Genomic DNA, 22,584 nt, shown 5'->3' with positions numbered 1-22,584 from the left:
AAAATAACATGTTAGACGAGATAAGCAATTGATAATAATATAATTTAAAAAATACTATTATTTATCATTCGATTGAATACACCAGATAACCAATCTAAGTTAGGGGTCAGAATACTATAATTATATTCATATCAGTGCAACTCTAAAGCTTTTACATTTATACCGTAAATCATTCTGTTAACTAAAAATTCTTTAATATAGACAAGTCAATTCAACCAGCACAGTCGAGATTAGTAGCCCTATTGATGGGAGTAACGGCAGGAACGAGATAAACTGTACACACTCATCCCCAAATAACCCACACGACAAGACCACTTGTGGATAATATTAGATCTTTTCGGTGATTAACCTATAGTTATCCCAATAATAACTCTAGATCATTCGACCCCATGTGCATAACTAAGCTTTTTGATCCCAGCAAATCCTCGATCAGATCAGAGCAACAACACATGTTTTGATCAAATCAATAAGCATGATCTTGTTGATCATTTTCCACTTATCCACAAGAGATGGCGATCCTAATAATAGATCCAATAAAAAGATCTATATAGATCTATATATATTAAGGTTCTAAAAGGATCTGGCAAAAAGTATGCAAAAGCGATTTTCTCCAATGAGGAAAGAAGGTAGAATACGTCTCCTTTTGTCTGTCCGTTGCTACGGGTTATATTTGAGGTCGACGTATGCTTTATCATGAAAAATTTGATGTCATTGTTGTCGGAGGTGGTCATGCTGGTACTGAAGCTGCACTCGCTTCTGCGCGAACAGGTCAAAAGACACTGTTATTGACACACAATATCGATACTCTCGGCCAAATGTCATGTAACCCTGCGATCGGTGGTATTGGTAAAGGGCACCTAGTCAAGGAAGTGGATGCCATGGGTGGGGTGATGGCCCAAGCCATCGATCATTCTGGCATTCAGTTTAGAACGCTTAATGCTTCTAAAGGTCCAGCGGTAAGAGCAACTCGAGCGCAAGCGGACAGAGCCTTGTATAAGACCTATATCCGAAACGTTTTAGAGAACACAGCAAATCTAACCTTGTTCCAACAATCCGTGGATGATCTTATTGTTGAGAATGATCAAGCTGTGGGTGTTGTCACTCAAATGGGGCTTAAATTCCACGCCCAAGCCATTGTATTGACCGTAGGCACGTTTCTTGGTGGAAAGATCCATATTGGTATGGAAAACTTCTCTGGTGGCCGTGCAGGCGATCCTCCATCCATTGCTCTTGCTCACCGACTCCGTGAACTACCTTTTCGAGTGGATCGTTTAAAAACTGGCACTCCACCGCGTATTGATGCCAATAGTGTCGATTTTTCGCAGCTCGAAGTGCAACATGGTGACAATCCGACTCCCGTGTTCTCATTTTTAGGGGATAGACAGCAGCATCCACGTCAGATTCCATGCTACATCACACATACGAATGAAATGACGCATGATGTGATTCGAGCAAACTTGGACAGAAGCCCAATGTATGCAGGGGTTATCGAGGGTATTGGCCCTCGCTATTGTCCATCCATAGAAGACAAAGTCATGCGCTTTGCTGACAAAAACAGCCATCAGATATTTATTGAACCAGAAGGTCTCGATAGTAAAGAACTGTATCCGAATGGAATTTCGACGAGCTTACCATTTGATGTGCAAGTTGAGATCGTACGTTCAATGAAGGGCTTTGAAAACGCACACATTGTCCGCCCAGGTTATGCGATTGAGTACGATTTCTTTGATCCTCGAGATTTAAAACAAACCTACGAAACCAAGTTCATTAACGGTCTGTTCTTTGCTGGACAGATCAACGGCACAACTGGTTACGAAGAAGCTGCCGCGCAAGGTCTAATGGCTGGGCTTAATGCAAGCTTATATAGTCAAGGCAAGGAAGGCTGGAGCCCTCGTCGTGATCAAGCTTATATGGGGGTGCTGATTGATGATCTATCCACAATGGGTACCAAGGAACCATACAGGATGTTCACATCTCGTGCTGAATATCGTTTGTTGCTGCGTGAAGACAACGCTGACTTGCGTTTAACAGAGACTGCACGCCAGCTTGGATTGGTCGATGATCATCGTTGGGCAAGATTCAACGAGAAGATCGACAACATGGAACGAGAGCGCGCTCGTCTTAGTCAGACCTGGATCAACCCAACATCTGAGGGGGTTGAAGCCCTGAATGCGTTATTGAAAACGCCCATTTCCAGAGAAGCCAGCGGCGAGGATCTCCTGCGTCGCCCAGAACTCGATTACGCGCAACTTACCTCTTTAGAAACATTTGCACCCGCACTAGCAGATATTCAAGCGGCGGAGCAAGTTGAGATCCAAGTAAAATACGAAGGGTATATTCAGCGCCAGCAAGATGAGATTGAGAAATCGCTGCGTCATGAAAATACCAAACTGCCGATGGACTTGGATTATCAGACCGTCAAAGGCTTATCGAACGAAGTGGTATCAAAGCTTACCGAAGCAAAGCCTGAGACGATTGGCATAGCGTCACGTATTTCAGGTATTACACCTGCTGCGATTTCCATCTTGCTTGTTCACCTGAAGAAGCAAGGCTTACTTAAAAAAGGTGAAGTAGCATAATGGAATCTTTGCGAGTAAAGTTAGAGCAGTTAGTTGAACAAAGTGGGCTAACGGTTAGTGATCATCAGATTGGTTTATTGGTTAGGTTTGTTGCTTTGCTGGATAAATGGAACAAAGCCTATAACCTGACTTCGGTTCGGGATCCAATGGATATGTTGGTTAAACATATTTTGGATAGTATTGTGGTCAGCTCGCACTTGCATGGTCATCGTTTTATTGATGTGGGTACAGGACCTGGATTGCCCGGTATTCCATTGGCCATCATGAACCCTGATTGTCAGTTTTATTTGCTGGATAGTTTGGGTAAGCGTATCCGTTTCATTAAACAGGTCGTACATGAGCTGCAATTGGAGAACGTTAACCCGGTACAAAGTCGAGTTGAAGAGTTTATTCCTGAAGAAAAGTTTGATGGTGTTCTAAGTCGCGCGTTTGCATCCATGACAGATATGGTTGAGTGGTGCCATCATTTACCTAAGCCTGACTCAGGGGTATTTTACGCGTTGAAAGGGCAAATGTCTCAAGAAGAACTGGACCTACTACCAAAATGGTGTTGTGTAGATAAGGTTGAAGTATTGAATGTCCCACAGCTTGAGGGAGAGAGACATCTTGTCACCTTATCGCGCAAGGAATAAATAGCGAGGAATACAGTGGGTAGAATAGTAGCAATCGCCAACCAAAAAGGTGGCGTAGGCAAGACAACAACTTGTATCAATCTCGCGGCATCCATGGCTGCGACGAAGAGAAAAGTGTTGGTTATCGATCTCGACCCACAAGGCAATGCCACGATGGCAAGTGGTGTCGACAAATATCAAGTAGATGCTACAGCGTATGATTTGTTGGTCGAGGATGCGCCGTTTGCCGAAGTCGTGTGCCCAAAAACCTCTGGCCACTATGACCTCATCGCAGCGAACGGAGATGTGACGGCGGCTGAAATCAAATTGATGGAAGTCTTTGCTCGCGAAGTCAGATTGAAAAACGCGCTTGCGCCTGTCAAAGACGATTACGACTTTATTTTTATAGATTGTCCCCCTTCACTTAATCTACTTACTATCAATGCGATGGCGGCTGCCGACTCTGTGCTGGTACCAATGCAGTGCGAGTATTTTGCGCTGGAGGGGCTAACCGCCCTCATGGATACCATCAGTAAACTGGCTGCGGTAGTGAATGAAAACCTCAAGATCGAGGGTTTGTTACGAACCATGTTTGATCCGAGAAATCGCTTATCTAACGAGGTTTCTGATCAACTTAAAAAGCATTTTGGTAGCAAGGTTTACCGTACGGTTATTCCTAGAAATGTGCGCTTAGCCGAAGCCCCGAGTCATGGTAAACCAGCCATGTATTATGATAAATATTCTGCCGGCTCTAAGGCTTATCTTGCTTTAGCTGGAGAGATGCTTCGCCGAGAAGAAGTCCCTGCTTAATCTAAAAATTTAAAGGAATCCCTCTATGTCTAAACGTGGTTTAGGAAAAGGGCTGGATGCATTGTTGGCGACCAGTACTTTAGCTCGTGAAAAACAACAAGTTGCAAACAAAAGCCAAGCGTTATCGTCGGATGGTGAACTGACCGAGTTAGAGATATCTTGCTTGCGACCTGGAGCCTACCAACCGCGTAAAGAAATATCGCCAGAAGCCCTTGAAGAGCTGGCGACGTCTATTCAGTCTCAGGGGATTATTCAGCCCATTGTGGTACGTGAGATTGATGCTGAAGAAGGGCAATATGAAATTATTGCTGGCGAGCGTCGTTGGAGAGCCGCTCGCTTAGCTGGACTTTATCTAGTTCCTTGCTTGATTAAAAATGTTGCAGATCGCACCGCGATTGCGATGGCTTTGATCGAGAATATTCAACGTGAAGATCTGAATGTCATTGAAGAAGCACTCGCGTTAGAAAGGTTACAGGAAGAGTTCACACTCACCCACCAGCAAGTCGCTGATGTGATCGGTAAATCTCGTGCTACAGTGAGCAACCTATTGCGTCTTAATCAACTGGAGAATTCTGTAAAATCTTTGGTTGCAGATAAGCAATTGGAAATGGGCCACGCGCGTGCATTGCTCATGCTCGAAGGTGAGCAACAGAGCGACATCGCGCAACAAGTCGCCAATAAAAACATGACCGTACGCCAAACCGAACGCCTGGTTAAAAAATGCCTCTCACCACAACCTGAAGAAAAAAACACACCTCAAGACGCAGAAACACATCAATTGTCACAAAATTTGGCTGAAATTCTGGGTGCAAAAGTTTCAATTGTAAGAACTAAGACTGGAAGTGCAAAAATGACAATTAGTGTTGATGAGCCTCACAAATTCGATGCACTAATCGCCCGCCTAAAAAACTAAGTGGGATAATCGGTCTTGACCAATTATGAACAATTCTAGGTATTTGTACTAAAACTGTCGGATTGTAAACAAAGTTGTAACTTTATGCGTTATTTTAATTGCATTCAGTTTAACTGGCCGTATAATTTCCGCGAAATTCTTAGCATTTTAAAAAATAAGTTTGCATTGCTGAGAATAATACTTAGAGGTAAGAATACATGGTAGCTGCGTTGGCTAGGCCTGGGCGAGAGCTTGCTAAGCAATTGTTAATGATCCAGTCTGGCGCGGTTATAATACTGGCTGCAGGGATGTCAATTGCTGTGAATGCTGAATGGGGACTTTCAGCGCTGGTTGGCGGCGGTATTTTTGTTGTCGCTAATGCAGTTTTCGCATTCTGTGCTTTCATGTTTGGTGGAGCTCGCGCTGCAAAAAAAATCGCGGCTTCCTTCTATACAGGTGAAGCACTAAAAATCCTCATTACCGTCGCACTCTTCTATGTAGCCTACATGTATACGAAGGTGGACCTTGTTCCCCTACAACTAACTTATTCGCTGGCATTAGGGATAAACTTTCTCGCGCCAGTGCTATTCGTTAACAAAAAGAAATAGGATGAGTTATGGCTGCGCCAGGTGAAGCGCTAACATCGGCCGGATACATTGAGCACCACCTCGTCAACCTTTCTTTAGCTAAGTTAGGTTTGGTCGCGGAGGAAACAAGTTTCTGGAACGTGAATATCGATAGTTTGTTTTTTTCTGTGTTGACAGGAGTGTTCTTCCTTTGGGTTTTTCGCTCTGTAGCAAAGAAAGCGACATCTGAAGTACCAGGTAAGCTGCAGTGTTTTGTAGAAATGATTGTGGGATTTGTCGATCAAAACGTCAAAGACACTTTTCATGGACGTAATCCACTCATCGCGCCTTTGGCACTGACTATCTTTTGCTGGGTGTTTTTAATGAATGTCATGGACTTGGTTCCAGTAGACTTCTTACCTTACTCAGCACAGCTAATGGGAGTCCCTTATTTAAAAGTGGTTCCAACAGCTGACGTAAACATCACCATGGCAATGGCTCTAGGCGTATTTGCATTAATGCTCTACTACAGCATTAAAGTGAAAGGTCTAGGTGGTTTTGCGAAAGAATTGGCTCTCCATCCTTTCAATCACCCAATCATGATTCCTTTTAACTTACTCATCGAAGTGGTTTCTTTACTGGCGAAACCATTATCACTAGGGATGCGTTTGTTCGGAAACATGTTTGCGGGAGAGGTGGTATTCATTCTTATCGCCGCTATGTTGCCTTGGTGGCTACAGTGGGTCGGTTCACTTCCGTGGGCGATATTCCACATATTAGTCATTTTGATTCAATCGTTTGTGTTTATGATGTTGACTATTGTCTATCTATCAATGGCACACGAAAAACATTAATTTATTGACGCTTTTAGTAAACAAATTTAGCCAACAACTATAAATATTTGGAGATAGTAATGGAAATATTATTGAGCTATTCCGCGATTGCTGTAGGTCTTATCGTAGGTCTTGCGGCGCTTGGTACTGCTATTGGTTTTGCAATCTTAGGGGGCAAATTCCTTGAAGGTGCTGCTCGTCAACCAGAAATGGCACCTATGCTACAAGTTAAGATGTTCATTATCGCAGGTCTGCTTGATGCGGTTCCAATGATCGGTATCGTAATCGCGCTTCTATTTACATTTGCAAACCCATTCGTTGGTCAGTTAGGCGGTTAATCTATCCATAAGGGGCAAACATTGAGTTTGTTGTTGATTAACACTATGTCCAAATAAAGGAAGGGGTAGCGTTGTGAATATGAATGCAACTCTGCTAGGTCAGGCAATCGCGTTCGCATTATTTGTTTGGTTCTGCATGAAATATGTGTGGCCACCAATCATGAATGCTATAGAAGAGCGCCAGAAAAAAATCACCGATGGTCTGATGGCTGCTGAACGTGCAGCCAAAGATCTCGACCTAGCACAAGCCAACGCTTCCGAGCAAATGAAGGAAGCGAAGCGCACGGCAACAGAGGTTATCGATCAAGCTAATAAACGCAAAGCTCAGATTTTAGATGAAGCACGTCATGAAGCACAGGAAGAACGTAAAAACATCCTGGCTCAAGCGGAAGCTGAAATCGAAGCGGAACGGATTAAAGCACGCGATGATCTGCGTAAACAAGTTGCTGCTCTGGCTATCGCCGGTGCAGAGAAAATCCTTGAGCGTTCAGTTGATGAGACAGCGCACAAAGATATTCTTGAAAACATTACTGCAAAACTTTAAATCAGGGGGCGAAATATGTCTGACTTGACAACAATTGCACGCCCCTACGCTAAAGCAGCGTTTGATTTTGCGGTTGAGAAAAATCAGCTAGACCAATGGAGTCAAATGCTGGCTTTTGCAGCCGAAGTTGCAAACAACGAAAAAATTCATGAGCTATTAACTAGCGCGACTTCTGCAGAGAAGCTTGCCGAAATAGTGATTGCAGTTTGTGGCGAGCAGTTTGATGCTAACGGTCAAAACTTCCTTAAAGTGATGGCTGAAAATGGACGCTTATTAGCGCTTCCTGATGTGTTTGAAGCTTTTCTGACTCTGAAAAGAGAGCACGAGAACGAAGTCGATGTAGAACTGATTTCGGCAACGGAGCTTAATGAAGAGCAGAAAGCAGACATTAGCAAAAGACTGGCAGAGCGTCTTGAACGCAAAATTCAGCTGAATTGCAGTGTAGATTCGGCCCTAATTGCTGGGGTCATTATTCGAGCCGGAGACCTAGTCATTGATAACTCAGCACGTGGCCGTTTGACGCGTCTGGGCGATGCATTAATGTCTTAATGGGGATTGGAGCATGCAACTTAATTCCACCGAAATTAGCGACCTAATCAAACAGCGTATCGAAGCATTCGACGTTGTAAGTGAAGCTCGCAATGAAGGTACTATCGTTTCGGTAAGCGATGGTATTCTTAGTATTCATGGCCTTGCTGATGTAATGCAAGGCGAAATGATCGAATTACCGGGTAATCGCTACGCGCTTGCACTGAACTTAAATAGAGATTCAGTGGGTGCGGTAGTTATGGGTCCTTATGCCGACCTAAAAGAGGGCATGAAAGTGACTGGTACGGGGCGTATTCTAGAAGTTCCTGTCGGTCCAGAATTACTTGGTCGAGTCGTCAATACACTTGGTGAGCCTATAGATGGCAAAGGGCCACTTGGTACTAAAATGACTTCTCCTGTAGAAGTTATCGCACCAGGGGTTATCGATCGTAAATCCGTCGACCAACCAGTACAAACTGGCTACAAATCGGTTGACTCAATGATCCCAATCGGTCGTGGTCAGCGTGAGCTGATTATCGGTGACCGTCAAACAGGTAAAACTGCGCTGGCGATCGATGCGATTATTAACCAAAAAGATTCAAGCATTTATTCTATCTACGTAGCGATTGGCCAAAAGGCGTCAACGATTGCTAACGTGGTACGTAAGCTTGAGGAACATGGCGCACTGGCCAACACAATTATTGTTGTGGCGTCTGCATCTGAGTCTGCCGCGTTGCAATATCTTGCACCTTATGCAGGTTGTGCCATGGGCGAATATTTCCGCGATCGCGGTGAAGATGCACTGATTGTTTATGATGACCTGTCAAAACAAGCGGTCGCTTATCGTCAAATATCACTCCTACTAAAACGTCCACCTGGCCGTGAAGCATTCCCTGGAGATGTATTCTACCTACACTCTCGTCTACTTGAGCGAGCTGCTCGAGTGAGTGAAGAGTACGTGGAAAAATTCACTAATGGTGAGGTGAAAGGCAAAACGGGCTCATTAACTGCGCTCCCAATCATCGAAACTCAAGCTGGTGACGTGTCTGCGTTCGTTCCAACTAACGTAATCTCAATCACTGATGGTCAGATTTTCCTACAAACTGAACTGTTTAACTCAGGTATTCGCCCTGCAGTAGATCCTGGTATTTCGGTATCTCGTGTAGGTGGTGCCGCTCAGACGAAAATCATCAAGAAGCTATCTGGCGGTATTCGTACTGCTTTGGCTCAGTATCGTGAACTTGCCGCGTTTGCCCAGTTCTCTTCTGATCTAGACGATGCGACTAAGAAGCAGCTCGATCATGGTCAAAAAGTAACTGAGCTGATGAAGCAGAAACAGTACGCGCCAATGTCTGTGTTTGACCAAGCGCTGGTGATTTTCGCTGCAGAGCGTGGTTATCTTGATGACGTTGAGTTGAACAAGCTTCTGGATTTTGAAGCAGCACTGCTGTCGTATGCTCATAGCCAATATGCTGAATTTGTATCGGAATTGAACAAGACGGGTGCTTACAACGATGAAGTTGAAGGTCAGATGAAGAAACTGACCGACGATTTCAAGGCAACCCAAACTTGGTAAAAGGTGGGTGGCGAACACTGCCACCAACTAATGGAGAGTAACGATGGCCGGCGCAAAAGAGATACGTAATAAAATAGGTAGTGTAAAAAGCACTCAAAAAATTACGAAAGCAATGGAAATGGTAGCGGCGTCTAAGATGCGTCGCTCGCAAGAGGCGATGCAAGCGTCTCGTCCATATGCTGAAACAATGCGTAAGGTGATCGGTCATGTGGCTAACGCTAACCTAGAGTATAAACATCCATATCTAGAGCAGCGTGAAGCTAAACGTGTTGGTTACATCATAGTTTCAACCGATCGTGGACTGTGTGGTGGTCTAAACATTAACTTGTTTAAAAAAGCCATGTTGGACATGAAAGACTGGTCTGAAAAAGGTGCGGAAGTAGAGCTTGCTGTCATTGGCTCGAAGGCAACTGCATTTTTTGATAACAGTGGCGCCAAAGTGGCTGCTCAAGTTTCAGGTTTAGGTGATACACCGACCTTGGAAAGCTTGATTGGTTCTGTTGGCGTGATGTTGAAAAAATATGATGAAGGTGAGTTGGATCGCCTGTTCGTAGTGTATAACCAGTTTGTTAACACTATGACGCAAGAACCAACGATCGATCAATTATTACCTTTGCCTAAATCTGACAGCGAAGAAATGCAGCGCGATCATTCGTGGGATTACATCTACGAGCCTGAGCCAAAACCTTTACTGGACACACTTTTAGTGCGTTATGTAGAGTCTCAGGTTTATCAAGGTGTGGTTGAGAACCTTGCTTGTGAGCAAGCCGCTCGAATGATTGCAATGAAAGCGGCAACAGATAATGCTAGCAATCTTATTGATGAACTAGAGCTTGTGTACAACAAAGCCCGTCAAGCGGCGATTACACAAGAGCTGTCTGAGATTGTCTCTGGCGCTGCTGCAGTTTAGGTGAAACAAAATTTAGAGGATTAACGATGGCTACAGGTAAGATCGTACAGATCATAGGTGCGGTAGTCGACGTGGAGTTTCCACAGAGCGAAGTACCTAGTGTATATGATGCTCTTAACGTTGCTGACAGCAAAGAACGTTTGGTTCTAGAAGTTCAACAACAACTTGGCGGTGGCGTGATTCGTGCCATCGTTATGGGAAGCTCCGATGGTTTACGTCGTGGTTTGACAGTAGAAAACACAGGTGCCCCAATCTCAGTACCAGTCGGAACTAAGACTTTGGGTCGCATCATGAACGTTCTTGGTGACTCGATTGACGAGTGTGGAGAAATTGGTGCAGAAGAGCACTATGCGATCCACCGTCCAGCGCCAAGCTATGAAGAGCAATCGAACGAAACGTCACTGTTAGAAACAGGTGTGAAAGTGATCGACTTGGTTTGCCCATTCGCTAAGGGTGGTAAAATCGGTCTGTTCGGTGGTGCGGGTGTAGGTAAGACCGTTAACATGATGGAGCTTATCAATAACATCGCACTGCAACACTCTGGTCTATCCGTATTTGCTGGTGTAGGTGAGCGTACTCGTGAAGGTAACGATTTCTACTATGAGATGCAGGAAGCGGGCGTTGTAAACGTTGAAAACCCTGAAGAATCAAAAGTAGCAATGGTTTACGGTCAGATGAATGAGCCACCGGGTAACCGTCTTCGTGTTGCTCTGACAGGCCTGACTATGGCAGAGAAGTTCCGTGACGAAGGTCGTGACGTACTGCTGTTCATCGATAACATCTATCGTTATACCCTTGCCGGTACAGAAGTATCAGCACTGCTAGGTCGTATGCCTTCTGCGGTAGGCTATCAGCCAACTCTTGCAGAAGAGATGGGTGTGCTTCAGGAGCGTATCACGTCAACTAAGCAAGGTTCTATCACGTCAGTACAGGCGGTATACGTACCGGCGGATGACTTGACTGACCCGTCTCCAGCAACCACGTTTGCTCACTTAGATGCAACCGTTGTACTTAACCGTAACATCGCTGCCATGGGTCTATACCCAGCGATTGACCCGTTAGATTCAACGTCTCGTCAGCTTGACCCTCTGGTAGTTGGTCAAGAGCACTATGATATCGCGCAAGGTGTACAGAGAACACTTCAGCGCTATAAAGAGCTGAAAGATATCATCGCTATCCTAGGTATGGACGAGCTATCTGAAGAAGATAAGCAAGTGGTATCTCGCGCACGTAAGATTGAGCGTTTCCTCACTCAGCCTTACCACGTAGCAGAAGTCTTTACGGGTGACCCAGGGGTTTACGTACCGCTGAAAGAAACACTACGTGGCTTTAAAGGTCTACTTGCTGGCGATTATGATGATATCCCTGAGCAAGCGTTTATGTACTGCGGTGCAATTGACGATGCGATTGAGAATGCGAAGAAGCTGTAAGGCTTATTAGGAGGCGATATGTCAGAGATTACCTTTCATCTAGATGTGGTCAGCGCGGAGAAAAAGATTTTTTCTGGCCGAGTTGAAACGTTTCAGGTGACCGGTAGTGAAGGGGAGTTGGGCATCTATCATGGCCACACACCTCTACTAACTGCAATCAAACCTGGCATGGTGCGCATTGTTAAGCAGTTTGGGCATGAAGAAATCATCTATGTGTCTGGCGGTATGGTTGAGGTTCAACCTGGTACCGCGACTGTACTGGCTGATACCGCTATACGTGGTGAAGAGCTGGATGCCGCTAAAGCTGAAGAAGCAAAACGCAAAGCAGAAGAAAATATCAAAAACCAACATGGTGATATGGACTATGCTCAAGCGGCGAGCGATTTGGCAAAAGCCATTGCTCAGCTTCGCGTGATTGAGTTGACCAAGCGTCGACGCTAGCAATCAGTCAACCTAGAATGAAAGGCGACCTCAATGGTCGCCTTTTTGTATAAAATTTACCTTAAGCTTTTCCTCTAATACCGTTCACCGTTACAATAGTCAGCATAAAATTTATCACCATTAAGGTAATCATTAATGAACTTTAGCGCCGTTATTCTTGCTGCGGGTAAAGGAACCCGAATGTACTCCAATTTACCCAAGGTACTGCATACCCTTGCCGGTAAGCCGATGGTAAAGCATGTCATTGATACCTGTGAAGGCATGGCAGCACAGAGGATTCACCTTGTTTATGGTCATGGCAGTGAAAAGATGCAAGCCACGTTGGGCCAAGAGAAGGTCAATTGGGTGCTGCAAGCAGAGCAGTTGGGGACTGGACATGCTGTAGACCAAGCGTCTGCCAACTTTGCTGATGATGAGCAAGTCCTAGTCTTGTATGGTGACGTACCTCTGATAAGTGAGCACACACTAACTAATTTACTGCAGTCGCAACCTAAAGATGGAATTGGATTGCTAACAGTGGTTCTGGATGACCCAGCGGGGTACGGACGCATCGTTCGCCAAAATGGTAAAGTCACCGCCATCGTTGAGCAAAAAGACGCATCAGATGAGCAACAAAAAATCCAAGAAATTAATACCGGTGTAATGGTTGCTACAGGGAAAGATTTAAAACGCTGGCTGGCTGGATTAAGTAACGATAACGCCCAAGGTGAGTATTACCTGACCGACGTTATTGCCGCTGCGCACCAAGAAGGCAGAGAGATAGTGGCGGTTCACCCGAGCAGCCCGATAGAAGTGGAAGGGGTTAATGATCGAGTTCAACTGGCGCGTTTAGAAAGAGCCTTTCAAGCTATGCAAGCTGAGAGCTTGCTTAAGCAAGGGGTGATGTTACGAGACCCTTCTCGCTTTGATCTAAGAGGTGAGCTACAAGCTGGAAAAGACGTAGAGATTGACATAAATGTTGTGATTGAAGGCACAGTGTCGCTTGGAGACAACGTCATCATTGGTGCGGGAAGTGTTCTTATCGATTGTGAGATAGATGATAACACGGTAATTCGCCCATATTCTGTCATTGAAAACGCAAGCGTTGGCGAAGATTGTACTGTAGGTCCGTTTAGTCGTTTAAGGCCTGGTGCTCAGCTTGCCAATGATGCGCATGTGGGTAATTTCGTAGAAATGAAAAACGCCCAGTTAGGTCAAGGATCTAAAGCCAATCACCTGGCTTACATTGGTGATTCAGAAATCGGTCAGCGGGTGAATGTGGGAGCTGGTGTCATTACCTGCAATTACGATGGTGCAAACAAACACAAAACCATTATAGGCGATGATGTATTTGTCGGCTCAGACAGTCAATTGGTGGCGCCAGTAGAGATAGGCTCTGGAGCGACGATTGGCGCTGGGACAACATTAACCAAAGATGTATCACCTGATCAGCTAGTGATTACTCGGGCGAAAGAGCGCAGAGTAGAGAACTGGGTCAGGCCAAGCAAAACGCGTAGTTAATATAGCGCTAAATAGATAAAGGGCCCAATAAGGGCCCTTTAAGTTTAACTGTGCTTTACACTTTTACTCTTCGCTAGTGAGAGGGGTATTGTCGGTATCGATATGGGTTGAACGTGATCTTCCCGTAGCAACCACATAGCTGGCTAATAGTGCTAGCATACAAACTAAGATAGTAATACCTGTTGCTGACAGTGCTTGTGAAGCAAAGGCGGCGACAACCGCACTTGCTAGGCTACTTACCGATATCTGGACGCTGTTTTGCAGGCCAGCTGCCGTTGCCGCACAATGCTTGGCGCTGGATAGCGCATTGTTCACCACGATGGGATACATGGCACCGTTGGCGACAGCTAGCAAACAGAAAGGCGCTAATACTGGCCAAATGGAGGTCAATTGCCACTGGGAAGCGATGGATATCATGATAGCGGCTACGGCAAATAAGGCTAAGATTTGTTTTAGAATCAAATCTGGACCAAATTTGTTGACCAATTTTTTGCCCATATAGCCACCCACAATAAAAGCAGCGGTTTGAGGGATAAAGCTAAAGCCGATATCTTTAGCTGAGTAACCCAAACGAGTCATGATTTCTGGCATGCCAGTCAGGTAGGCGAAAAACGCCGCAGAGCCAAAGGCAAACATGAGTATATTGCCAATGTAGACTCGATTGCGCGTTAAGGAAATCAAGTCTTGCTTAGTCGATGTCGATTTAGATGCACTGATCTTGTCAGTAGGCTGTAGACAAGTCGCTGCGGTCAGGACGATTCCGATTAGCGCTAGGGTAATAAAGATACTTTGCCAGCCCCATTGATGCGATAGGGCAACACCAATTTGTGGTGCAAGCGCGGGTGAGAGTGCGACTAAAGGCATGATAGTGGCAAATAATTGCTGGCTAGTTTTCTCTGGATAACGCTTGATGATCATCGCTTGCCAGATCACAGCTGGTGCACAAACACCAATGGCTTGTATAAAGCGTAAAGCAAGTAGTTGCCATATCGAGTCACTAAATGCGATGCCTGCTGAAGCGAGGGCAAATAGAACAAGCCCGGCAGCTAGTGTTTTCTTACTGCCATATTTGTCGCTAGCTAAGCCCCATAAAAACTGACCAACAGCCATCCCCACTAAGAAAACACTTAGAGAAAGGGCGATTTGTTGCGGCCCAGTACTAAAGGCAGTTTCTAATTCTTTAAATGTTGGCAGGTACATGTCAGTGGCGACAAATCCTAACATTGATAAGCAAATTAGATAGATTAATTGTAATTTTGAAGGCTTCATTTTTCTTTCCAATCAAAAAAATTCGTGCTTGTTTTTACTCAAGGGCAGTTACCATCCCTTATATTTTGTTAACTAAATTTTATTTTTTGATTATTAATAAATGAAACGTTAAATTTTATAGTTATGAGTCAAAATTTTTGATGGCAGGTTATGTACTCAAAATCTTCGTTAGAATTAATCGATACTATTGCTCGGTTAGGGAGCTTTGCTGCTGCCGCTGACGTATTGCACAGGGTTCCTTCCGCAATCAGTTATTCAGTACGCCAACTAGAGAAAGATCTCAATGTGGTTTTATTTAAACGACTGCCACGTAAAGTCGAGCTCACACCAGCGGGGGAAATTTTTGTTGCTCATGCTAGAAGTATGCTCAGGCAAATGGATGAAGTGACGATTCAAACCCAACGCGCTGCCAGTGGGTGGAAACAAACACTAAAAATTACCTTAGACAATATAGTCAGGCTGGAGAAGCTTGAACATCTGGTCAGCGATTTTTATAGCTATTTTGATTTTGCAGAACTGCAAATCAACATGGAAGTGTTTAATGGCTCTTGGGAGGCGATTTCGCAGGGTCGAGCGGATATCGCCATTGGTGCGACGTCTGCCATTCCAGTTGGCGGTGAGTACCACACTAAAAATATGGGCAGTTTAGAGTGGATTTTTGTCATGTCGCCTTTCCATCCTTGCGCAAAAGCCGATCGGCTAAACGAACAAATCGTTAGTCAATATCCGGCTATTTGTTTAGATGATACCTCTAGAGAGCTACCAAAAAGGCATCATAGTTTTTTCGCTAATCAGCGTCGATTATTAGTACCGAATTGGCACGTTGCGATTGAATGTCTGAAAAAAGGCTTAGGCGTAGGCTATATGCCTGTTCACATGGCAAGTAAGCACTTACTATCAGGGGCGCTCGTTGAGAGATCGAATATTTTGGATACCCCGAGCAGTGAGTGTTGCTTGGTTTGGAAACGAGATCCCACCAATAAGCTTATTCAGTGGATGGTCGACTATTTAGGTACGTCGGAGCAGCTGTATCAAGATTGGCTAAAAGCGTAAAAAGGACCAGCGAGAACGCTGATCCTTTGTGGAGTATGGTCAATTATGGACGCTCAAAGATAGTAGCAATACCTTGGCCCAAACCAATGCACATGGTGGCTAAGCCAAACCGTGCATTTTCGTGTTCCATGATATTAATCAGTGTGGTGGATATTCTTGCGCCAGAGCAACCTAATGGGTGGCCTAATGCTATAGCGCCGCCGTTAAGGTTAACCTTTTTGTCCATGACGTTTGCCAGCCCCAAATCTGCCACACAAGGCAATGATTGAGCAGCAAACGCTTCGTTTAATTCAACCACATCGATATCGTCAATGGAGAGTCCAGCTCTTTTCAACGCTTTTTTGCTCGCAGGTACAGGGCCATATCCCATAATGGAAGGATCACAGCCTGCGACCGCCATCGATTTGATTTTGGCACGGATGGTTAAACCGAGTGCCATCGCTTTTTCTTCTGACATGATCAGCATGGCGGCCGCGCCATCAGACAGAGCAGAAGAAGAGCCAGCAGTGACCGTACCTGAAGCTGGGTCAAAAACAGGGCGTAATTGTGATAGGCCTTCAACACTGGTCTCAGGTCGAATCACTTCATCATAATCGAGCTTAATCAGTGAACCGTCTTCAGCATGAGCTTCAATCGGCAAGATTTCGTTTTTGAAGCGTCCCTCAATGGTTGCTCGATGAGCTTTCTGGTGCGAGTTGGCGGCAAACTCATCTTGTTGTTGGCGGCTAACATTATGCATTTTGCCTAACATTTCCGCCGTGAGGCCCATCATACCTGCTGCTTTCGCGACATTTTTGGACAACCCAGGGTGGAAATCGACGCCATGGTTCATGGGAACGTGTCCCATATGTTCGACGCCGCCAATCATACATATTTCGGCATCACCGACCATGATGGCCCTTGCTGCGTCATGTAAAGCTTGCATAGATGAGCCGCATAGGCGATTAACCGTTACCGCACCTATCTCAATTGGAAGCCCCGCTAGTAACGATGCGTTTCTGGCGATATTGAAGCCTTGCTCAAGCGTTTGTTGAACACATCCCCAATAAATATCTTCGATGTCGTTTGCACTAACTTGAGGGTTACGAGCCAGTAATCCGGTCATCAGCTGGGCAGATAAATCTTCTGCCCTAGTATGACGAAAGGCACCACCTTTGGAACGTCCCATTGGGGTGCGTAGGCAATCAACAATAACTACGTTGTTCATGATGTTTATCCTTTTCCAAATATGGTTTATAAAGCGCTACTGCTTTGTGCCGAGTAGAACGTTTTCCCTTCTTTATGCATGGATTCCAGAAGCGATGGAACTTGATACAAAGGCCCAAGGTGTTGGAATTTCTTGGTCATTGCAATGTAGCTATCTATTCCTATCGTATCTAGGTAGCGGCATACCCCACCCCTAAATGGAGGGAAACCTAATCCATAGACGAGAGCCATATCCGCTTCTTGCGGTGAGGCGATGATGTTTTCTTCCAAACACAGCAATACTTCATTGATCATTGGAATCATCATTCTTTGAATAATGGTTTCATCATCAAACTCGCTTGGTCTTTGACATACGCTTTCTAGCACTGACAGAACGTCCTTAGAGAAGGACTTCTTAGGCTTACCTTTTTTATCAACACTGTATTCGTAGAAGCCATGGCCGTTCTTTTGTCCATATCTGTCGACATCGAAAAGAGCGTGCACCGCATCTTTGCCATCATTAGCCATTCTGTCAGGGAAGCCTTGCGCCATGACAGCTTGTGCATGAGTCGCGGTATCGATACCGACAACGTCAAGTAAATAAGCAGGTCCCATCGGCCAGCCAAACTGACGCTCCATCACTTTGTCTACATGGGTAAAATCGGCGCCATCTTTGAGTAATAAGTTAAATCCTGCGAAGTAAGGGAATAGGACGCGGTTGACGAAAAATCCGGGACAATCGTTGACTACGATAGGAGATTTGCCCATTTTCGCCGCATAAGCGACGACTCTGTTGATGGTTTCATCTGAGGTTTTCTCTCCGCGGATAATTTCAACCAAAGGCATGCGATGTACTGGGTTAAAAAAGTGCATACCGCAGAAATTCTCAGGCCTTTTTAGCGAGCCTGCTAATGTGTTGATCGGTATGGTAGAGGTATTGGAGGCAATGACAGTATCCGCATCCACCAATTCTTCCACTTCACTAAGCACGCTGGCTTTGACTTTAGGGTTTTCTACTACGGCTTCAACGATGACGTCAGCTTGATTGAGTTCTGCGTAATTGAGCGTTGGTTTTATTGAAGCAAGTACTTTTGCCATCTTAAAACCGTCGATTCGTCCTTTAGATAATTTCTTATTCAGAAGTTTGGACGCCTCACTCATGCCGAGATCAAGCGCGGATTGAGTGATATCTTTCATGATCACAGGCACGCCTTTCGACCCGGATTGATAAGCGATGCCACCTCCCATGATGCCCGCGCCTAATACTGCGCTTTGTTTGGTTTCAACCTTGGCCTTCTTGGCTGACTTTTTCGCCAGAGACTTTAAATATTGGTCATTAAGGAAAATCCCGACCAAGGCTTTTGCTTCAGGAGATTTTGCCAACTCGATAAAGTACTGTCTTTCGATATCTAGCGCGTTTTGTCTTGAGTGGTTGGCACCTTTTTCTATCGCTATAACCGCATTCATCGGCGCTGGGTAGTGAGTACCTGCTACTTGTAGAACCATACCTTTTGCGATGGTAAAGCTCATTTTTGATTCAATTTTGCTTAAGCTTAGCGGTGAGGTTTTTTGTTTTCTTCTTTGTTGCCAGTCGAGCTTGCCTTCGATGGCGCTAGTAATGGTGCTTAATGCTGATTGGTGTAGAGCGTCAGCGTCCACGACTGCGTCAAGCAGCCCTAAACTGAGCGCCTTAACTGCCGCAACAGACTTACCTTGGGTAATAATTTCCATGGCGCTGTCGGCACCGATTAGTCTCGGTAATCTAACGCAACCCCCAAAGCCGGGCATGATGCCAAGTTTAGTTTCTGGCAGCCCAATATTGGTCGATGCATCTCCAATGCGAAAATCTGTTGCTAGCACACACTCACATCCACCGCCAAGCGTATGGCCAGTTAGTGCAGATAAGGTAGGGAAAGGTAGGTCTTCAAGCTTGGAGAATATTGAGTTGGCAAATTGAAGCCACTGATCAAGCTCTTGTTTGGACTTCTCAAACAAGCCTAAAAATTCGGTAATATCTGCACCGACAATAAAGCTATCCTTGTCGGAAGTAAGAATGAGTCCCTTAATATTTTTATGGGATTGTAGTTTTTCAATTGCCTTATCAAGTGACTCTAATGTATCGAGGTCAAGTTTGTTTACAGAATTTGGGGAGCAGAAACTGAGCTCAGCGATCCCGTTGTCTAATTCCTTTACTGATAAGGTGTTAGCCTGATAAATCATTATTTATCTCCGTCACATACAATCTATAATTGTGCCAAAATGAACGTTGCAATCTTATCTGGTTAGACCAGTTTTGACAGTGTGCACAGATCACCTGTTGTGTTCAACACATTTTTTCAACAAAAGGTTAACAATGTGAGTTTCCATCTGTAACCACAATACGTGGTACACTTTTTCTCATTACTGCCAACTATATAACTGTATATGACAGATAGCCGTTATCTCATCCCTTCTTCACCAGTGCAATTTGAAGAAGAAATTAAGAAAAGTGTGTTTATTACTCACTTGATTCCTACTCCAAGTGTAGACGTTGCCAAAGCCACAATAGAACAAATAAAGCGACAACATAAATCGGCCAGACACAACTGCTGGGGATTCGTCGCTGGGCGTCCGGAAGATTCAATGAAATGGGGCTTTAGCGATGATGGTGAACCATCAGGCACCGCTGGTAAACCAATACTGGCTCAGTTGTCAGGATCGGGTATTGGAGAAATAACGGCAGTGGTTACGCGCTATTCTGGCGGGATTAAATTGGGTACCGGCGGGCTGGTGAAAGCCTATGGTGGCGGAGTTCAGCAGGCGCTAAAGCTAGTTCAAACAATTGAGAAAAAAATAACGACAAAATTACGCCTAGAGTTAGACTATGGATTAATGCCCATCATTCAGTCTATATTGGACTTTTACCGAGCAGACACTGTTGAGTCTAACTATTCTGACTCGGTGGTGTTAATTGTTGAAGTAGAAAGGAACCTTGTCGACGCTTTTATTCAAGCTTCGATCAATAAAAGTGGTGCAAAGGCAGTTGTCACTACTCTAAATTAACACTAGGAAGTTAGAAGCTAGCCTTCACTTTAATTGTGATGCAAATACGATCTATTATTCGCATAGTTGGCCTCTTATTGGCTCTATTCAGTATTACCATGCTAGCACCTGCATTGGTTGCATTAATCTATCGAGATGGGGCTGGGGTTTCTTTTGTTACCACCTTTTTTGTCTTACTAGCCTGTGGTGCCTTTTTTTGGTTTCCAAATCGTCGTTATAAACAAGAACTGCAATCCAGAGACGGTTTTTTAATCGTTGTACTATTTTGGACGGTATTGGGCAGTGCTGGTGCTTTACCCTTTCTTATCTCCGATAACCCTAACGTTTCCGTCACGGATGCTTTTTTTGAGTCATTTTCCGCGCTAACAACAACAGGGGCGACAGTTCTCACGGGTTTAGATCATTTGCCCAAGGCCATTTTGTTTTATCGACAAATATTGCAGTGGTTCGGCGGTATGGGGATTATTGTGTTGGCTGTGGCCATATTGCCAGTGCTGGGTATTGGAGGAATGCAACTTTATCGCGCTGAAATTCCAGGTCCCGTTAAAGATCGTAAAATGACTCCTAGAATTGCAGAAACGGCGAAAGCGCTTTGGTATATCTATTTAAGTCTTACCATAGCATGCGCCTTGGCCTATTGGTTCGCTGGGATGACACCGTTTGATGCGATCTGCCATAGCTTTTCTACTATCGCCATTGGTGGATTTTCTACTCATGATGCAAGTATCGGCTATTTTGACAGTGAAACGATTAATTTAATTGCGGTCGTATTCTTGTTGATATCTGCCTGCAACTATTCATTGCATTTTGCCGCGGTAGCTTCAGGAGGTGTCCACCCTCGCTATTACTTTCGAGATCCAGAGTTTCGGGCCTTCTTTGTTATTCAAGCAATTTTGTTTGTTATCTGCTTCGGTGTTCTTTTGGCGAATCAAACCTATCATTCGACGTTTGAAACTTTCGACATGGCCTTGTTTCAAACCGTGTCTATTTCCACCACTGCCGGGTTCACTACTTCCAGTTTTTCTGATTGGCCGCTTTTTCTGCCGGTTTTACTTTTGTTTTCTTCATTCATTGGTGGGTGCGCGGGATCAACCGGTGGTGGCATGAAAGTCATTCGCATTTTGCTGCTAACTCGCCAAGGCGCGCGGGAAATGAAACGCCTGATCCACCCGCGAGCTGTTTATACCATCAAAGTTGGAGGAACGGCCTTGAATCAAAGAGTCGTAGATGCTGTTTGGGGGTTCTTTTCGGCGTATACTTTAGTTTTTGTCGTGTGTATGCTAGCGCTAATCGCAACGGGAATGGGCGAGTTAACAGCATTTTCAGCCGTTGCTGCGACGTTAAATAATCTCGGTCCTGGCCTTGGGGAAGTGGCTTCTAATTTTGCGGCTGTGAACGATGGCGCTAAGTGGGTGTTAATTGCTTCTATGGTGTTCGGACGTTTAGAGATATTTACTTTGCTTATTTTGTTTACTCCTACATTTTGGCGCAGTTAAAGAGGTCGGTGATGAAAGTACTATTTCTTTATTCAAGTAGAGAAGGCCAAACCAAGAAGATTTTTGAATACATAGATGGTCAACTGCAGGGCGATGAGTGCGAATTTAAAAATTTGCACGAAATAGAACAAGTTGATTTATCTTTGTATGACCGCGTGTTGGTTGGAGCTTCAATTCGCTATGGCCATTTAAATAAAAAGTTGTATCAGTTTATTGAATCGCACTTGGCGCAGCTCGAAAACAGTAAGGTGGCGTTTTTTTGCGTTAATCTAACAGCGAGAAAAGAAGAACAAGGTAAAGACACGCCTGAAGGTAGTGCTTATATTCAGACGTTTCTTAAAAAGTCGCCATGGAAGCCAGAGCTAATTGGTGTTTTCGCTGGAGCTTTATATTACCCCCGTTACAACTGGATAGATAAGATGATGATTAAGTTGATTATGACGATGACTGGCGGTGAAACGGATACGACAAAGGAAGTTGAGTATACCAATTGGCAAAAGGTAACGTTATTTGCCGAAAAATTTAAGAATTTGACGTAAAAAGTGTTCATTTACGTAGCGACTTGTTTGATATTTGAACGAATAACGTTTTTATTCAAAAAAACTTCAAAAAACGCTTGCCAATAAACTTCCGATCTCTATAATGCCCCCTCGCTGACACGGGATGGCTTCAAACAAGCCAAGCGCCCAGTTAGCAAGGTCTGGTAGCTAAGCCAAGTGCTTAAAAAAGTTTTGAAAAAGTGGTTGACACTGACACTTAACTCGCTAGAATGGCCGTCCGCTTTGAGATGAACTTCAAAGCGCGCTCTTTAACAATATAAACCTATCAATCTGTGTGGGCACTCGTTGATGATGATCACTAGCTTCTTAGGAAGCAAAATGGTTTCAATGAACTGAGTGACCAATTGAACCGAAAGGTTCAGCACAGTCAATTCACATATCGTTAGATATGATTCAGTACTCATTGAGCCTCCCCTTATTT

Annotated in this window: 21 protein-coding genes; 18 read left to right on the top strand and 3 right to left on the bottom strand. The window is 44.6% G+C overall.

The window, feature by feature from the left end; genetic code table 11:
• The first annotated feature begins 683 nt into the window (after window positions 1-683).
• The 14 genes from mnmG to glmU all read left to right on the top strand — a co-directional run bounded on the left by mnmG (window position 684) and on the right by glmU (window position 13,558).
• Window positions 684-2,579, top strand: coding sequence for a tRNA uridine-5-carboxymethylaminomethyl(34) synthesis enzyme MnmG (gene mnmG / locus M9194_RS16110; RefSeq protein WP_250613711.1), 1,896 nt, complete (start codon window positions 684-686; stop codon window positions 2,577-2,579).
• Window positions 2,579-3,211, top strand: coding sequence for a 16S rRNA (guanine(527)-N(7))-methyltransferase RsmG (rsmG, locus tag M9194_RS16105; protein WP_250613710.1), 633 nt, complete (start codon window positions 2,579-2,581; stop codon window positions 3,209-3,211). Before mnmG ends, rsmG begins: the two co-directional genes overlap by 1 nt.
• A 15-nt stretch (window positions 3,212-3,226) precedes the next feature.
• Window positions 3,227-4,000, top strand: coding sequence for a ParA family protein (locus tag M9194_RS16100; protein ID WP_250613709.1), 774 nt, complete (start codon window positions 3,227-3,229; stop codon window positions 3,998-4,000).
• A gap of 25 nt (window positions 4,001-4,025) precedes the next feature.
• Window positions 4,026-4,913, top strand: coding sequence for a ParB/RepB/Spo0J family partition protein (locus M9194_RS16095; protein ID WP_250613708.1), 888 nt, complete (start codon window positions 4,026-4,028; stop codon window positions 4,911-4,913).
• A 197-nt stretch (window positions 4,914-5,110) separates the two neighbouring features.
• Window positions 5,111-5,500 (top strand): F0F1 ATP synthase subunit I, encoded by a 390-nt coding sequence (locus M9194_RS16090; RefSeq protein ID WP_250613707.1) that lies wholly within the window; start codon window positions 5,111-5,113, stop codon window positions 5,498-5,500.
• A gap of 8 nt (window positions 5,501-5,508) precedes the next feature.
• Window positions 5,509-6,312 (top strand): F0F1 ATP synthase subunit A, encoded by an 804-nt coding sequence (gene atpB / locus M9194_RS16085; protein WP_250613706.1) that lies wholly within the window; start codon window positions 5,509-5,511, stop codon window positions 6,310-6,312.
• 59 nt (window positions 6,313-6,371) lie between these two features.
• The gene (gene atpE / locus M9194_RS16080) at window positions 6,372-6,629 is read left to right on the top strand and encodes a F0F1 ATP synthase subunit C (protein ID WP_237363418.1); all 258 of its coding nucleotides are present in this window, start codon (window positions 6,372-6,374) and stop codon (window positions 6,627-6,629) included.
• A gap of 73 nt (window positions 6,630-6,702) precedes the next feature.
• On the top strand, window positions 6,703-7,173 hold the full coding sequence (atpF, locus tag M9194_RS16075; RefSeq protein WP_250613705.1) for a F0F1 ATP synthase subunit B: 471 nt from the start codon (window positions 6,703-6,705) through the stop codon (window positions 7,171-7,173).
• A 15-nt stretch (window positions 7,174-7,188) separates the two neighbouring features.
• The gene (atpH, locus tag M9194_RS16070) at window positions 7,189-7,722 is read left to right on the top strand and encodes a F0F1 ATP synthase subunit delta (RefSeq protein WP_250613704.1); all 534 of its coding nucleotides are present in this window, start codon (window positions 7,189-7,191) and stop codon (window positions 7,720-7,722) included.
• Window positions 7,723-7,735: 13 nt separating this feature from the next.
• Complete coding sequence (gene atpA / locus M9194_RS16065; RefSeq protein ID WP_250613703.1) at window positions 7,736-9,277, top strand: F0F1 ATP synthase subunit alpha; 1,542 nt, start codon at window positions 7,736-7,738, stop codon at window positions 9,275-9,277.
• A 43-nt stretch (window positions 9,278-9,320) separates the two neighbouring features.
• Window positions 9,321-10,187, top strand: a complete 867-nt coding sequence (atpG, locus tag M9194_RS16060; RefSeq protein ID WP_250613702.1) for a F0F1 ATP synthase subunit gamma — start codon at window positions 9,321-9,323, stop codon at window positions 10,185-10,187.
• Between the two features lie 26 nt (window positions 10,188-10,213).
• The gene (atpD, locus tag M9194_RS16055) at window positions 10,214-11,617 is read left to right on the top strand and encodes a F0F1 ATP synthase subunit beta (protein WP_250613701.1); all 1,404 of its coding nucleotides are present in this window, start codon (window positions 10,214-10,216) and stop codon (window positions 11,615-11,617) included.
• An 18-nt stretch (window positions 11,618-11,635) separates the two neighbouring features.
• Window positions 11,636-12,058 (top strand): F0F1 ATP synthase subunit epsilon, encoded by a 423-nt coding sequence (locus M9194_RS16050; RefSeq protein ID WP_250613700.1) that lies wholly within the window; start codon window positions 11,636-11,638, stop codon window positions 12,056-12,058.
• 135 nt (window positions 12,059-12,193) lie between these two features.
• Window positions 12,194-13,558 carry a bifunctional UDP-N-acetylglucosamine diphosphorylase/glucosamine-1-phosphate N-acetyltransferase GlmU gene (gene glmU / locus M9194_RS16045; RefSeq protein WP_250613699.1) on the top strand — a complete coding sequence of 455 codons (1,365 nt, stop codon included), beginning with the start codon at window positions 12,194-12,196 and terminating at the stop codon, window positions 13,556-13,558.
• Window positions 13,559-13,621: 63 nt separating this feature from the next.
• On the opposite strand, the gene punC is transcribed toward glmU, so the two are convergent.
• Complete coding sequence (gene punC / locus M9194_RS16040) at window positions 13,622-14,827, bottom strand: purine nucleoside transporter PunC (RefSeq protein ID WP_250613698.1); 1,206 nt, start codon at window positions 14,825-14,827, stop codon at window positions 13,622-13,624.
• 150 nt (window positions 14,828-14,977) lie between these two features.
• Here punC and punR point away from each other — a divergent pair, with 150 nt between their 5' ends.
• A complete protein-coding gene (gene punR / locus M9194_RS16035) occupies window positions 14,978-15,880 on the top strand; it encodes a DNA-binding transcriptional activator PunR (RefSeq protein WP_250613697.1) in 903 nt (300 codons plus the stop codon).
• 43 nt (window positions 15,881-15,923) lie between these two features.
• On the opposite strand, the gene fadA is transcribed toward punR, so the two are convergent.
• Together fadA and fadB are read right to left on the bottom strand one after the other, a co-directional pair.
• Window positions 15,924-17,087, bottom strand: a complete 1,164-nt coding sequence (gene fadA / locus M9194_RS16030) for an acetyl-CoA C-acyltransferase FadA (RefSeq protein WP_250613696.1) — start codon at window positions 17,085-17,087, stop codon at window positions 15,924-15,926.
• A gap of 26 nt (window positions 17,088-17,113) precedes the next feature.
• Window positions 17,114-19,285 carry a fatty acid oxidation complex subunit alpha FadB gene (gene fadB / locus M9194_RS16025; RefSeq protein ID WP_250613695.1) on the bottom strand — a complete coding sequence of 724 codons (2,172 nt, stop codon included), beginning with the start codon at window positions 19,283-19,285 and terminating at the stop codon, window positions 17,114-17,116.
• Between the two features lie 204 nt (window positions 19,286-19,489).
• Here fadB and M9194_RS16020 point away from each other — a divergent pair, with 204 nt between their 5' ends.
• The 3 genes from M9194_RS16020 to hemG are packed head-to-tail and all read left to right on the top strand — an operon-like array spanning window position 19,490 to window position 22,142.
• On the top strand, window positions 19,490-20,107 hold the full coding sequence (locus tag M9194_RS16020) for a YigZ family protein (protein WP_250613694.1): 618 nt from the start codon (window positions 19,490-19,492) through the stop codon (window positions 20,105-20,107).
• A 38-nt stretch (window positions 20,108-20,145) separates the two neighbouring features.
• On the top strand, window positions 20,146-21,603 hold the full coding sequence (locus M9194_RS16015) for a TrkH family potassium uptake protein (protein ID WP_250613693.1): 1,458 nt from the start codon (window positions 20,146-20,148) through the stop codon (window positions 21,601-21,603).
• Window positions 21,604-21,611: 8 nt separating this feature from the next.
• Entirely contained in the window at window positions 21,612-22,142 is a 531-nt protein-coding gene (gene hemG / locus M9194_RS16010; RefSeq protein ID WP_250613692.1) for a menaquinone-dependent protoporphyrinogen IX dehydrogenase, read from the top strand.
• Window positions 22,143-22,584: the final 442 nt, after the last annotated feature.

This window comes from Vibrio sinus, from assembly GCF_023634645.1.
In the GTDB taxonomy this organism is placed as follows: Bacteria; Pseudomonadota; Gammaproteobacteria; order Enterobacterales; family Vibrionaceae; genus Vibrio; species Vibrio sinus.
This window is presented reverse-complemented; position numbering and strand designations above follow the sequence as displayed.